This window comes from Curtobacterium sp. CFBP9011, from assembly GCF_034045095.1.
Classification (GTDB): domain Bacteria; phylum Actinomycetota; class Actinomycetes; order Actinomycetales; family Microbacteriaceae; genus Curtobacterium.
Genome location: NZ_JAXCWN010000004.1, coordinates 21,706 through 34,772, shown reverse-complemented (window position 1 = coordinate 34,772; position 13,067 = coordinate 21,706). Strand labels below are relative to the sequence as shown.

General features: G+C 73.4%; 12 protein-coding genes. 6 read left to right on the top strand and 6 right to left on the bottom strand.

The features are described 5' to 3' along the window. The first annotated feature begins 185 nt into the window (after nt 1–185). The 3 genes from SOM35_RS09745 (at nt 186) to SOM35_RS09735 (ending at nt 3,861) form a co-directional block, all read left to right on the top strand. Complete coding sequence (locus SOM35_RS09745; RefSeq protein ID WP_320515240.1) at nt 186–1,058, top strand: inositol monophosphatase family protein; 873 nt, start codon at nt 186–188, stop codon at nt 1,056–1,058. A gap of 9 nt (nt 1,059–1,067) precedes the next feature. Then, complete coding sequence (locus SOM35_RS09740; RefSeq protein ID WP_320515239.1) at nt 1,068–1,772, top strand: DUF2750 domain-containing protein; 705 nt, start codon at nt 1,068–1,070, stop codon at nt 1,770–1,772. A 187-nt stretch (nt 1,773–1,959) separates the two neighbouring features. Next, nucleotides 1,960–3,861 (top strand): ABC transporter ATP-binding protein, encoded by a 1,902-nt coding sequence (locus SOM35_RS09735; protein ID WP_221849305.1) that lies wholly within the window; start codon nt 1,960–1,962, stop codon nt 3,859–3,861. Here the strand turns inward: SOM35_RS09735 and SOM35_RS09730 are convergent. From SOM35_RS09730 to SOM35_RS09720, 3 genes are all read right to left on the bottom strand, one after another. Beyond that, nucleotides 3,858–4,868 (bottom strand): LacI family DNA-binding transcriptional regulator, encoded by a 1,011-nt coding sequence (locus SOM35_RS09730; protein WP_320515238.1) that lies wholly within the window; start codon nt 4,866–4,868, stop codon nt 3,858–3,860. The two genes, SOM35_RS09735 and SOM35_RS09730, sit on opposite strands and share 4 nt — an antisense overlap. Then, nucleotides 4,865–5,530, bottom strand: coding sequence for a 2'-5' RNA ligase family protein (locus tag SOM35_RS09725; RefSeq protein ID WP_320515237.1), 666 nt, complete (start codon nt 5,528–5,530; stop codon nt 4,865–4,867). The genes SOM35_RS09730 and SOM35_RS09725 overlap by 4 nt, the downstream gene beginning before the upstream one ends. A 151-nt stretch (nt 5,531–5,681) precedes the next feature. Next, the gene (locus SOM35_RS09720; protein ID WP_320515236.1) at nt 5,682–6,695 is read right to left on the bottom strand and encodes a LacI family DNA-binding transcriptional regulator; all 1,014 of its coding nucleotides are present in this window, start codon (nt 6,693–6,695) and stop codon (nt 5,682–5,684) included. Nucleotides 6,696–6,924: 229 nt separating this feature from the next. Here SOM35_RS09720 and SOM35_RS09715 point away from each other — a divergent pair, with 229 nt between their 5' ends. The 3 genes from SOM35_RS09715 to SOM35_RS09705 all read left to right on the top strand — a co-directional run bounded on the left by SOM35_RS09715 (nt 6,925) and on the right by SOM35_RS09705 (nt 9,494). After that, nucleotides 6,925–8,526: a tyrosine-protein phosphatase gene (locus SOM35_RS09715; protein ID WP_320515235.1), complete on the top strand. Its 1,602-nt coding sequence runs from the start codon at nt 6,925–6,927 to the stop codon at nt 8,524–8,526. 3 nt (nt 8,527–8,529) lie between these two features. Then, complete coding sequence (locus SOM35_RS09710) at nt 8,530–9,183, top strand: class F sortase (protein WP_320515234.1); 654 nt, start codon at nt 8,530–8,532, stop codon at nt 9,181–9,183. A 116-nt stretch (nt 9,184–9,299) separates the two neighbouring features. Then, nucleotides 9,300–9,494 carry a hypothetical protein gene (locus SOM35_RS09705; protein ID WP_221849310.1) on the top strand — a complete coding sequence of 65 codons (195 nt, stop codon included), beginning with the start codon at nt 9,300–9,302 and terminating at the stop codon, nt 9,492–9,494. A gap of 40 nt (nt 9,495–9,534) precedes the next feature. On the opposite strand, the gene SOM35_RS09700 is transcribed toward SOM35_RS09705, so the two are convergent. From SOM35_RS09700 to SOM35_RS09690, 3 genes are all read right to left on the bottom strand, one after another. Beyond that, complete coding sequence (locus SOM35_RS09700; RefSeq protein WP_320515233.1) at nt 9,535–9,660, bottom strand: PLDc N-terminal domain-containing protein; 126 nt, start codon at nt 9,658–9,660, stop codon at nt 9,535–9,537. Between the two features lie 76 nt (nt 9,661–9,736). Then, nucleotides 9,737–11,017, bottom strand: a complete 1,281-nt coding sequence (locus SOM35_RS09695; RefSeq protein ID WP_320515232.1) for an alpha/beta hydrolase — start codon at nt 11,015–11,017, stop codon at nt 9,737–9,739. Next, complete coding sequence (locus tag SOM35_RS09690; RefSeq protein WP_320515231.1) at nt 11,014–13,014, bottom strand: bifunctional lysylphosphatidylglycerol flippase/synthetase MprF; 2,001 nt, start codon at nt 13,012–13,014, stop codon at nt 11,014–11,016. The genes SOM35_RS09695 and SOM35_RS09690 overlap by 4 nt, the downstream gene beginning before the upstream one ends. Between the last annotated feature and the right edge of the window lie 53 nt (nt 13,015–13,067).

Below are 13,067 nucleotides of genomic sequence, written 5' to 3'. Positions count from 1 at the left end.
GTCCACTGTGCGGGCGGTCGGAGGAGCCGGTCAAGCGACGTCAGCGACCCGCCGCCGTCCGTTCACACCGCGTTCAACGGACGAACCACGACGGCGGTCCACGCACCCCCGGTGTTCACCTCCGGTTCGGCTCGGAGCACCGCCTGGTTCCCCGTCCAGGACCGGCCACGTCGTAGACCGGTCCCATGTCGTCGCCCGCCACGCCCACCGTCTCCCCCACCCCCGCCGCGCTCCGCGCCGCCGCCGAGTCCGCCTGCCGCACGGTCGCCCCGCAGCTGCTCCAGGCGTTCCGGTCGGACATGGCGATCACCACGAAGCGCGACGCCCACGACGTCGTCACGGTGCACGACCGTGCCGCGGAGGAGACCATCACCACCGCGCTGACCAGGGCGTTCCCCGGGTCGGTGGTGCTCGGGGAGGAGGGCGGCAGCACCGGTGACGCGCCCCTCCGGTGGATCGTGGACCCGATCGACGGCACCGCGAACTTCGCCCGGGGGCTGGCCTACTGGTGCGTCTCGATCGCCGCCGAGGTCGACGGGGTCGTCGTCGCCGGCGCCGTGTACGACCCGGTGGCCGACCACCTGTTCGCCGCCGACGACACCGGCGCGACCCTCGACGGCGCACCGATCCGGTCCGTGTCCCTGCCCGAGGACGCCGCGACCGTGCTGACCAGCTTCCCGGTGCAGCAGGACCTGGAACTCCTCGGCGAGGAGGCTGCACTCACCCTGGTCCGTGACCTCACGCTCCGGTACCGGCACCACCACAGCACCGGCAGCGGCGCGCTCAACCTCGCGCACGTGGCCGCCGGCTGGTCGGACGTCACGATGGGCTTCGCCACCCACCCGTGGGACGTCGCCGCGGGTGCGCTGGTGTTGGAGCGGGCCGGCGGGTGGTTCCGCGGGTTCACGTCCGGCGTCGCGACCGACCCGGCACACCGGGCCGAGGACTACGTGGCTGCCGGCGGTGGCGTCGACCACCGGGCCCTGGTCGAGCGGGTGCAGCAGCTCTCGAGCACGATCACGCCACCGCTCGACCGTCAGGGTCGGTCCGCGGTCTAGGGTCCCGATGTGAGCACCAGCGCAGCCCAGGCATCGGCCTTCTTCGACGAGGTCGGTCGCGCGGAGTCCGTGTGGACCGTCGAGGACGACGGCGGCGTTCCCGCTCCCCTCGGCGCTGACGGCCGACGGGCGATGCCCTTCTGGTCGCGACGGTCCAGGGCGGAACGGGTGATCGGCACCGTGCCCGCCTACTCCGGCTTCCGACCGTCGGAGATAGCGCTCCGGGACTTCGTCGACCGACGGCTGCCGGGACTCGAGCGGGACGGCATCGACGTCGGACTGAACTGGTCGGGATCTCGTGCCACCGGGTACGACCTGACGCCCCGGGAGGTGCTGGCCCGGTTGACCGAACAGGACGCCGGCTCAGAACGACGCTCGTACACCGAGGCGTTCCTCGCGCACCTGCAGCACCTGTTCACGACCGACACGGACTGGAACGACGGCACGGAATGGGTCGCCGGCCGCGCCCTGACCGACGACGTCGCCGTCGTGCTCTACCGCGACCGCCCGGGAGGCCCGGTCCTCGGCCGCCGCTACGACCTGGCCGCCGAACGCACGCTGTTCACGGACGACAGCGCCGAAGCGATCGCCGGCGAGGCCTGGACGGGCGACTTCGTCGACCCCTCCGGACCGGGTGAGCTCCTCCCCGTGGACTGGGCCGACGGGCTCTGCGACGACCCACGGAGCGTGCAGTGGATCGGAGTCCGGCGCTGAGGCACAGTTCCGAGTCCGGAACCGCTTCCGTCCAGCGCCCGCACCAGCCGCCTTGCGCACGACGCCCGCCCGCTCGGTGCCGGACGAGCCGTATCCTGACTCCCTGGTCGCCGTCGCCGTTGCAGGGCCCCGCCACGGGGCTCCCCGCCACCGCAGCAGGCCCCGGCTGGCCACGGAGGGAACTGTCATGAGCATGGAAGGCGTGGCCTGGAGCTCGCTCTACAAGATCTCGACCGCCAGGGACGGCAAGCACGGCATCTCCCGTGAGTCCGTGCGGCGGATCATGACGTTCGCCGTGCCGTACCGCGCGAAGCTCCTCGTCTTCATCGTGCTGTCCGTCGTGGGGGCGTTCCTGGCGGTCGCGACGCCGGTGCTCGCCGGCCAGGTCGTCGACGTCATCGCGGCCCGGGGCGCCGTCGGCACCATCGTCTGGCTCGCCGTCGTCATCGCCCTGGTGGCCGTCGCCGACGCCGCCACGTCGCTGGTGACCCGCTGGTACTCGGCGCGGATCGGTGAGGGCGTGATCCTGGACCTCCGCACCGCCGTGTTCAACCACGTGCAGAAGATGCCGATCGCCTTCTTCACCCGCACCCGGACGGGCGCGCTCGTGAGCCGGCTCAACAACGACGTGATCGGCGCGCAGCAGGCCTTCAGCGGCACGCTGTCCGGCGTGGTCACGAACGTCGTGGCGCTGGTCCTGACCCTGGTCGTGATGCTCAGCACCTCCTGGCTGGTGACGGTGCTCGCGGTGGTCATGCTGCCGGTCTTCCTCATCCCCGCACGCCGGATGGGCAGCCGTCTCGCCGCGCTCCGCCGCGAGGCCGCCGACCACAACTCGGCGATGAGCACGCAGATGACCGAGCGGTTCTCGGCGCCGGGTGCGACCCTCGTCAAGCTGTTCGGCCGCCCCGACGAAGAGGCCGAGGAGTTCCGCGTCCGTGCCGCCCGCGTCCGGGACATCGGGGTCCGGAGCGCACTGCTGCAGTTCGTCTTCGTCACCGCGCTCACCCTGGTCTCCGCGCTCGCCCTCGCGCTCGTCTACGGAGTCGGTGGTTCCCTCGCCCTCGGCGGCCAGCTGAACACCGGCGACGTGGTCACCCTGGCCCTCCTGCTCACCCGCCTCTACGCGCCGCTGACCAGCTTGGCGAACGCCCGGGTCGAGATCATGAGCGCCGTGGTCAGCTTCGAGCGCGTCTTCGAGGTGCTCGACCTCGAACCGCTCATCCAGGAGAAGCCCGACGCCGTCACGATCCCCGACGGTCCGGTCGCGGTCGAGTTCGACGACGTCCGCTTCGCCTACCCGTCCGCCGACAAGGTCTCCCTGGCGTCACTCGAGGAGGTCTCCACGCTGGACACCCGTGGTGGCGACGAGGTCCTGCACGGGGTCTCGTTCCGGATCGAGCCGGGGCAGACCGTCGCCCTGGTCGGCACGTCCGGTGCGGGGAAGTCCACGGTCGCGCAGCTCCTCTCGCGCCTGTACGACGTCGACAGCGGCGCCGTCCGGCTCGCCGGCACGGACGTCCGCGACGTCACGTTCAGCTCGATGCGGCACACGATGGGCATGGTGACGCAGGACGGCCACCTGTTCCACGAGACCATCCGCTCGAACCTGCGGCTCGCCCGGCCCGAGGCCACCGACGACGAGGTGTGGGACGCCGTCCGGCGGGCCCGCCTCGAGCCGCTCATCCGGTCCCTGCCGGACCAGCTCGACACCATGGTGGGTGAGCGTGGCTACCGGCTGTCCGGTGGTGAGCGTCAGCGCATGACCATCGCACGGCTCCTGCTCGCGCAGCCGCGGGTCGTCATCCTCGACGAGGCGACGGCCGCCCTGGACTCGACGTCCGAGGCCGCCGTGCAGGCCGCGCTGAGCGAGGCGCTCGAGGGCCGGACGGCGATGGTGATCGCCCACCGCCTCTCCACCATCCGCAGCGCGGACCTGATCCTGGTGGTCGAGGACGGCTCGATCGTGGAGCGCGGCACGCACGAGGAACTGCTCGCCGCGGGTGGGCGGTACGAGGAGCTGCACCGGACGCAGTTCGCGGTGCAGAAGGAGGCCGCGGCGGACGAGGAAGCGATCGGCGCGGTCTAGCCCTCCGAAGGCACCGACCGCGGCCGGCACCGCGGCACGAGCACGGTCGGCAGCACCTCGTGTCGGACCACACGCCGACCCCGCAGCCGTTCGACGACGAGTTCGACGACCCGTGCCCCCATCCGCCGACACGGCTGCTCGACGGTCGTCAGGTCCAGCCGTTCCGCCAGCGCGGTGCCGTCGAACCCGGTGACGGCGGCCACCTCCGGCAGGTCGGTCCCGGCTGCGCGGGCGGCGGCCAGCAGCCGTCCCGCGGTCGCGTCGTTCGCCGCGACGAACGCGGTCACGCCGTCGTCCAGGAAGCTCCGCACTCGTCCGGGCTCGGCGACGAGCACGTCGATGTCCGCCGTGCACCGGTCCGCCGTCACCTGGAGCCGGCCCGACACCTCGGCGTGCACCCGCCCCCGCCGTGTGGTCGACGGGAACGCCGACTCCGCCACGAAGCAGGTCCGGACGTGCCCGAGCGACGCCAGGTACAGCAGCAGTTCCCGCATGCCGGATTCCTCATCGACGCTCACGGTGTCGATGCCGGTCCCGGCCAGGAGGCCCGCCCCCGATCCGAGGACCGCCACCGGGACCCGCCGCGCGGCCGACACGACCCGTGCCCGCGGGAGACGGCTGCTCACCACCGCGACCCCGAGGACACCGTCGGCCGTCCCGGCGGAGGCGACCAGGGCCTCCAGTCCGGCGGCCAGCCGCGCGTCGTCGCGACCCGCGTCGACGACCCGGACGGCGAACCCGAAGGTCGCGGCGGTCTCCCGCGCACTCGCCAGCACCTCGGCGTGGAACGGGTGTGCCGCGTCGGTGACGAGCACCCCGATGACGAGCGGGTCACCGGAGGCACGTCGTCGCGCCAGGGCACCGACCGGGAGGCCCAGCTCGTCCGCCGCGCGCACCACCCGTTCCCGACACGGCACGGACACCCCGTCGTCGCCGCGGAGGGCCAGGGAGACGAGCGACCGGGACAGCCCGGTCGCCCGAGCCACCTCGGCGAGGGTGACCGTCATCGACCGGTGAGGGTCCAGGTGTGGACGTGCTCCCAGGTCATCGTGTGCCACCAGCGGCCGCTCCAGTCCGGGCTGGCCGTCCGGTAGAGGACGACGGTGTCGCCGCGGAAGCCGGACGGCACGTCGATGTCGAGGTCGCGGATGAACGCACCGACCTCGTCGCGCAGGTCCGGACGGCCGTAGAGGTCGTGGGAGGCGAGCGAGAGGTGTGCGCGCCACTTCTCCGGCAGGAAGTCGTTCGACGGCGGCGAGTCCATGGTCCGACGGAAGGGGTCGACCGCGGCGTCGACGTCCGCGGCGAGCTGGACGAAGTCCTGGTTCAGGGTGCCGTCGGGGCGTTCGGCGACGTCGTACACGTACCCGATGCCCTGCCCGCGGACGCCGGCGTTGTGGACGTCGAACGCCGGACGGTCGGCGAGCAGGGTCGTCAGCGCCTGCACGACCTCGGTGACGTCGCGGCCGAACGGCTGGCTGCCGACCAGGGTGGCGTGCGGCGGGAACGCGCCGGCGGACACCAGGCCGTACTGGGCGCGGAGCTGGTCGGTGACGACCGTGACGGCGCGGCAGGTGCGGGCATCGGGGCGCAGGTAGACGCCGTAGCGGTACGGGTCGGTGGCGTCGAGCGGCAGGCGGGAGGTGACGGCGGCGTCGGGCTGGGACATGGGATCCGTTCGGTCGAGCACGTTTAGGGAACGTTCCCCATCGTGGTCACCAGCGCACCGTCGTGGTCGTCTGGACGGCGACGAGCAGGTGAACGGGTGGTGACGCGGGCGGCACCCGAGCGGGCGCCGCGCGGCCGTGCCGCCGTGCTGCTCAGCGCGGAGCGAGCGTCCGACCGGGCACGAGCGTGCCGTCGATGGCGGTGTGCGTCGCCCGCGAGGTCACCCCGTCGATCTGGTCCACGACGTCGTCCACCGACAGGGATCCGATCACGTCGAGCGGCTGCCGCCACGAGCTGATGCCGAACAGCTCCGTGGCGAAGGGCATGATGCCGTCGTACCCGGTGACGGACAGGTCCTCCGGCGCCCGGAGCCCGCGGCGGCGCATCGCCTCGAGGACACCCACCGCCCAGTGGTCGCTCGGCGCCATGATCGCCGTCACGCCCCCGACCGCCACCACGTGGTCCACGGCGGAGTCGAGCCGGCGCGGGTCGTCGCCGTGGTCCTCCAGGCGGACCAGCACCACGTCGACACCCCGCGCGCCCAGCTGTCGGGCCATCGCGTCCGTCCGCGCCGACTGCGTCAGCGAACCGGACCGTGCGACCGTGAAGACCGCGACCCGCTCGTGGCCGAGGTCCGCGACCCGGTCCGCCAGCGCCGTCCCGCCACCGTGCTCGTCGCAGTAGACGCTGCTGACCGACTCGTCCCGCTCCGGACGCCCGGCGACCACCGTGGGGATCCGCTGCGCGAACGGCAGGACGTCCTCGACGGGCAGGGCGCCGCTGCAGACGATGAGTCCCTCGACCCGCAGCGCGACCAGCGTCTCGAGCGCACGCCGTTCCTCCGCGATCGAGAACGACCCGGCTCCGGTCGCGGTGACGACCCGGTACCCACGCTCCGCCGCGCGCAGCTGGAACGCCGTCAGCAGGTGCCCGTAGAACGGGGTGGAGGCGTCGCGCACGAACGCGCCGACCGTGTGGGTCCGGTGCGCCGACATGCCCCGGGCGTTGGCGTTCGCCACGTACCCGAGGTCGCGGGCGGCCTGCTTCACCCGCTCGACCGTCGCCGGCGCGACCCCGTAGGCCCCGGCGAGCGCCCGCGAGACGACGGACTTCGAGACACCGGCGGCAGCGGCGACGTCGAGGATCGTCGGGACGGCGTGGCTCACGCCCGGGCCCGTCGTGTGGTCATCCCCTCACGGTAGCGGGCACAGCGCGTCCCTCGACGAGGAGCAGCGCCGATCGCCATCCTGAGCGCTGGCTCACCGCGCAGAAAGTCTGCCGTCGCGCACTGTTCACCGAACGGCCCGGACGGACCCCGATCGTTCTCGGTACCCGCCGCGTCGCCGACCCCCTGGTCGCGGGCGGACACGTACCCGTACCCGAACGAGGAGCCCCGTGCCCAACCGTCCCGCCCGAGCACACGCGCTGTTCCGAGCCGCGTCCATCGCCACCGCTGCCGCCGCCGTCTTCGGCTCCGTCTGCCTCTCGACCACCACGGCGAGCGCCGACACCGGCCTGCAGCCCGCGTTCACCGCGCAGGACCACCCGGTCACCGACGTCCCGGGCATGGTGAACGGCCGCGAGCTCGGCGCCTTCACCGGACTTGACGGACGCCGGGTCGACGCGACGCGGCTGATCCGCTCCGAGTCGCTCGACAAGGTCACGGCCGCCGGCGCCCAGACGCTCGCGGGCAAGTACCACGTGGACCTCGTCGTCGACCTCCGCACGCCTGGTCAGGTGGCGGCGAAGCCCGACGTGACGATCCCCGGCGCGAAGGTCGTCGACATCTCGATGTTCGGCGCCGACGGCGACTACCCGGACGACACCGTGATGTACCACGACCTCACCGACAAGGGCTACGTCGACGCTGCGGACCGTGGCCCGATGATCAGCGCCTACGCCCAGGTGCTCCAGATCCTGGCGACGCACACGACCGGCACCGTGCTGATCCACTGCTCCCACGGCATGGACCGCACCGGCACCGTCATCGACCTGCTCGACCGGGTCCTGGGCGTCGACAGCGCGGACGTCCTGCACGACTACCTGCTCTCGAACACCCAGCTCGGCGTCACGTGGGCCACCCCGCAGCTGCTGCAGGGCACCTTCGAGCACGACGTCGCGACGAAGTACGCCGGCATGGACTCGTACCTGTCCAAGACCATCGGCGTCACCCCGGCCGAGGTCGCGGCCCTCCGTGCCCGGTTCCTCGTCTCCGACGACGCCTCGGCCTCGGCCGTCACCGTCGGTGGCGTCACCGTGCCCCTCGCCGCTGCGGCGACCACGGCCGGTGCGACCGTCACCGCACCCCTCACCGCGCTGACCGCCGCCGACGTGCACGTCACGACGACGAACTCGGCAGCGACCTCCTCGGTGGCCGTCACCGGTCGCAGCGCCGTCGTCACGGTGACCGCGGCGGACGGCACGACGACGAAGCAGTACCGCGTCACCGTGCGGCAGCCCGCCCTGTCCGTCGTCGCGAACGGCCCCGCCGCCCACGGCCCGTTCGCGCCCGGCTCCGCCGTGACGATCACGAGCGCCGGACTCACGCCCGGTGCGGTCTACTCGGTCGTCGTGCACTCCACCCCGCGCGTGATCGGCACGGTCACCGCGACGGCGGCCGGGACCGTCTCGGCCTCCGTCGTCCTGCCGGCCGACCTGGCCGCCGGCGCGCACACGCTGTTCCTGGCCGACGCGAAGGGGACCGCCGTCACCACCGCGGCACGCATCGTCCTGGTCGCCCGCTCGGCGACCGGGACCACCACGACCCGCGGGGGCACGACCGTGGCGACCGTCCCGGTCCGGTCCTCCTCCGCATCGGGTCCGTCCGTCGCCACGGGCGGCACGGTCGTGGCCAGCCCCGCCGACGGCGGCGTCCTGCCGTGGGTCCTGCTCGGCGGTCTCGGTTCGGCCCTGCTCGCCGGCCTCGGCGTGCTCCGCCTGCGCGGCCGGGTCCGCAACGGCCGGGCCAGCAACGGCCAGTTCCGCAGCGGCCGCTGAGTCGTGACGACACGACACACGACGAAGCGGTGGCGCCGGGGATCCGTCCTCGGCGCCGCCACCGGCGTGCTGGCGGTCGGGATGGTCGTCACCGCGATCGTCGGCCTGACGCTCCCCCACACCCGCCAGACGGGAGGCCCGCCCACCCTCGACCTCGCCGGCCACCCCGTGCAGGTGGACGGCCCCGCACCCGCCCCGAGCGCGTCGGCCACCCCCTCCGGGGTCGGCCGCTTCGCGGCCCCGTCCGTCGGTCTGGACGTGCCCCTCGGGGCCTTGAGCGTCGTCGACGACGTGGTCGAGCCTCCCGGCTTCACCTCGGCGTACTGGGTGCGGAACCTCGGCGTCGCCCCGGCGGACGCGGCACACGGCACCGTGTTCGTCGCGATGCACTCCCTGCGCGGCGGCGGTGTCGGGCCCGGGAACGCGCTCATCGACGTCGCGGCGGGGCGCCCGCGCATCGCGACGGGGGCGGCGATCACGGTCGACGACGTCCGCTACCGCGTCACCCGCACCGAGACGGTCGGCAAGGGGGACATCCATGCCGACGCCGAGGTCTGGGCGAACACGCCGGGGCGGCTCGTCGTGATCACGTGCCTGCAGCGTGCGGACGGTGAGCGGTCGGTCAGCAACGTGGTGGTCGAGGCCGTGCGGGCGTGATGCCGGTCGTCAGGGGTACGACTCCGGTCGGCCAGTCGGGCGACTGACACACGTCCTCCGGTCGTGCGAGCCTGGGGGCCGTCCACATCGACCGCACCAGCCGATCAGGAGGCATCGTGAACAGCGCAGACCGGGACCGCGACCGCCGGACCTTCCGCTGGGGGGTCGTCGCGGTGGTCGTCCTGGGGCTCGCGGTCTTCACCCCGCTCGCAGCCCGGTCCGGGAACGGCGCGACGTACTTCTTCGTCGAGATGGTGCTCGTCGCCGCGCTGCTCGGCTGGTACGAGACCAGGAAGCGTCAGCACCGCTGACCGTGCTGACGCTCAGCCGTCAGCTGTCAGCCGTCAGCCGTCAGCCGCGGAGGGTGCTCGGACGGCGGCGGAGATCCCGCCGTCCGACGAGGAACCAGACGAGCGACCCCAGCACCGGCAGCACGACCACCCCGACGATCCACACGACGGTCGCCGGCAGCGTCATCCGCGCGGATCAAGCGCCGGGAGGCCCGGGGCACCGCCGCCCCGCCGGTCACGCCGTCGGGGACCCACCGTCCAGGTCAGCGCAGCGCCGCGAACAGCACGTCGGCCACCTGCGGCAGCTCGGTGCGGAACGACCACTGCACGGTGTTCCAGTCGTGCCCGCTGCCTGGTGCGAGCGCCACGGTGGCGTGGGCTCCCGCGGCCCGCGCTGCCCGTGCCAGCACCCGGGCGTTGTCGCTGAACTCGCGGTCGGAGGACCCCGCCGTCAGCCAGAGCGCGTGCCCGCCGAGCCCGTTCGCCCGCATCTGCGCGATCGGACCGGCGGCCTTCCACGCTGCGACGGAACCGCCGAAGGCCCGGTCGGCACTGTGCTGCGGGTTCTGGTCGATCGGGTGCAGTTCACTCGAGACCGCGAGCACGGGCCCGAACCGGTCGGGCTGTGCGGTCACGAACTGCATCGCGCAGGTCGCCCCCTGTGAGAACCCGGCCAGGCCCCAGGCGTGCCGGTCGGTGGTGACCGGCAGGTGTGCGGTGAGCCAGCGCGGGACGTCCTCGGTGACGTAGGTCCGGGCCTTCCCGAGCTCGGAGTCGACGCACATCGTGTTGAGCCCGGGCGCCGACAGCTGGTCGACGGAGACGACGATCGGGGCGCGGCCCTGGTGCGCTGCGGCGTAGGCGTCGAGTGCCTTGTCCAGCTGTCCGGCGGTGAACAGGTCGCTCGGGGCGCCGGGCTGCCCGGAGAACGCGAGCACGACGGGCAGCTTCCGCGGGTCCCGGACGAGGGCGGCCGGCGGCAGGTACACGACGGCCGGTCGGGCGTCGAAGCCGGAGCGCTGCCCCGGGATGTCGATCGTGCGGACCTCGCCGACGGCGGGCGGCGCGGCAGCGGGAGCGGCGGCGAGGTCGAGCTCCGGGTAGGGGTTCTTCTGCACCACGGTGCCGAGCGTCGGGTACATCGCGAACTCGACGTTCACGCCCAGGGCGGGCACCAGCAGCGCGGCCGGCACGAGCACCGCGGCCAGCACACGACGCCAGCCACCGCCCTGCACCAGCCCGACGACCGCGATGCCGAGCGCGGCGGCAGCCACGGCGACCCACATCCGCGTGATCGGACTGAGCGCGACGCCGAACACGTTCATCAGGTCGCTGAGCACCCAGCAGACGAAGAGCACGACCACGGCGGCACCCGCGGCGACGGCGGCGCGGAGTCCGGCTCGACGCCAGGCTGCCCGGGACCGCAGCGCACCGAGTGCCGGCAGGAAGACGGCGACCGTCAGCAACGTGAACCCGACGTCCAGGGGGACGAGCTTCGACGGGGCCTGCAGCTGGGTGGCGAGCAGCCACTCGGTCGGACTCACCGGGCCGCCGCGCGGTGCGCCTGGCGCAGCGCCCAGAGGTGCTTCGGTCGCAGACCCGGCACGTACGCACCGGCGAGGGCGCGGGCGACGCGCGGCACGTGCAGCGGAGTCGGGACCACGATCCAGAGTGTCTCGTGCCGCGCTCCGAACTTCTCCTTGAAGCGCTGCAGGGACCTGAAGCCGTACACGGGTTCCAGCAGCCGGGCGACGAGCAGCGATCCGCGGGTGACGAGCGACCCGGCGCCGGCGTGGGCGGCCAGCGGCGTGCCGGAGAGGCTGATCATCCGCAGTCCGGCGTCGCGGGCGCGGAGGGCGGTGCGGGCGATGAGGAACTCCATCACGCCGGGCATCCCGTCCTCGCCGCGGCGCATGACGTCGAGCGTGTACCCGGCGAGCGCCCCACGTTCGTACACCGGCAGCCAGCTGGTGACCGCGGTGACGTGCCCGTCGGCGGCCACGGCCAGCATGAGCCGCACGTCCGGGTCGTCGAGTTCGTGGAATCCCCCGAGGGTGAACCCCATCTCGGGCAGTCGCCGGTCGGTCGCCCAGCGGGTGCAGATCGTCTCGACCTGGGCCCGCGGCTCGGCGTCGAGGGCGTCGAAGGTCGTCCACTCGTCACGCACGCCCTCGCGGTCGGCGCGGTTCGAGGCCGTCCGGAGGTCCTGCCGCTTCTTGCCGCGCAGGTCGAACGACGTCACGTCGAGCACGGACTCCACACCGACGGGCAGGGACGTCCAGCCCTCGGCAGCGAGGATCTGCCGCACCGGCTCGTGCACGCTCGTGAACGCCGGCACCCAGCCGTTCCGTTCGCAGAAGGCCGCGAACGCGGACACCACCTCGGCACGGTCGTCGACGCAGCACGCCGGGTCCGAGACCGTCAGCGCCACGTCGCCGCAGACCCGGTAGGCCACGGCACCGCGTCCGCCCGGATGCGTCCAGGTCGCGTTGCCGCGCCAGGTGCCCATGTGGCCGAGGGTGCCGGCGTCGCCGTCGCGGAGCATCCCGACGAAGGCGTCCCGTCCGTCCGCAGCGGCCCGGAACCGGCCACGGACAAGGGTGCCGCGGAGGGCGAGCACCGCCAGCAGCACGATCGCGGGCACGAGCCAGGCGCCGAGCAGGGTGACCTGCCACTCGATCGCGTCGAGTCCGATCCCCCGCCACTGCACGGCGTCGTCGGTCATCGGTTCGATGAGGAACACGTCGGCCAGCACCGCGGTCAGCGTGACGAGCACGCCGACGGCCAGGTACACGCCGACGCGGCGGCCGCGCTGCACCAGCCACGCCGAGGCGAGCAGCAGGAGCCCGACCACGACGACCGCGTGGTCGCTCATGGCGTCGGCGAAGACGGACAGCACGCCGTCCGGGTCCGGCACGACGGGCGTGACCAGCGTGCCCGCGCCGAGTGCGATGAGGGTCGCGACCACCCACGTGCGTGCGCTGACGGTGTCACGGGGGGACGGGCCTCCAGGACGGGAGGCGCGGCGCACCACGAACGCGCCCGCTGCGGTCCCGAGCAGGGTCGCCAGGGCACGGGCCAGGTCCGACCCGTGGCCGGCGAACAGGACGAGCGTCAGGACGACGGTCCAGAGCGCGGCGCGGGTGCGCCACCGGCGCTGCGCGGGCATCGCCGCGGAGGCGGCGCCGAGCAGTGCGGTCGCGACGGTCGACGGGGCGAAGAGCGGCTGGCCGACCGCCAGTTCGGCGTGTGCCTCGCCGAGCGCGGACCCGACGGTGACGGTGAGGAGGGTCCCGAGCACGCCGAGCGTCGGCGCCAGCACGCCGATCAGGAGCGTCCGGACCGATCCGAGGGACCGTTCGGCGAGCACGACCGTCAGCACCACGCCGAGGAGTGCCAGGCAGGCGACGGGCGGGTGGTGCGGGAAGTCCGGTTCGGCGTGCGCGATGCGCGCGGTGACGACGAGGACGACCGCGGTCACCGCCACGGCGACGGAGACCGGGAGGTGTCGGAGCCGTCCGACGAGCGCTGAGGGTGCCACGTTCTGATTGCAGCGGAACGAGCGCTCCGCGTCATCGACCCGCAGCGTGAACT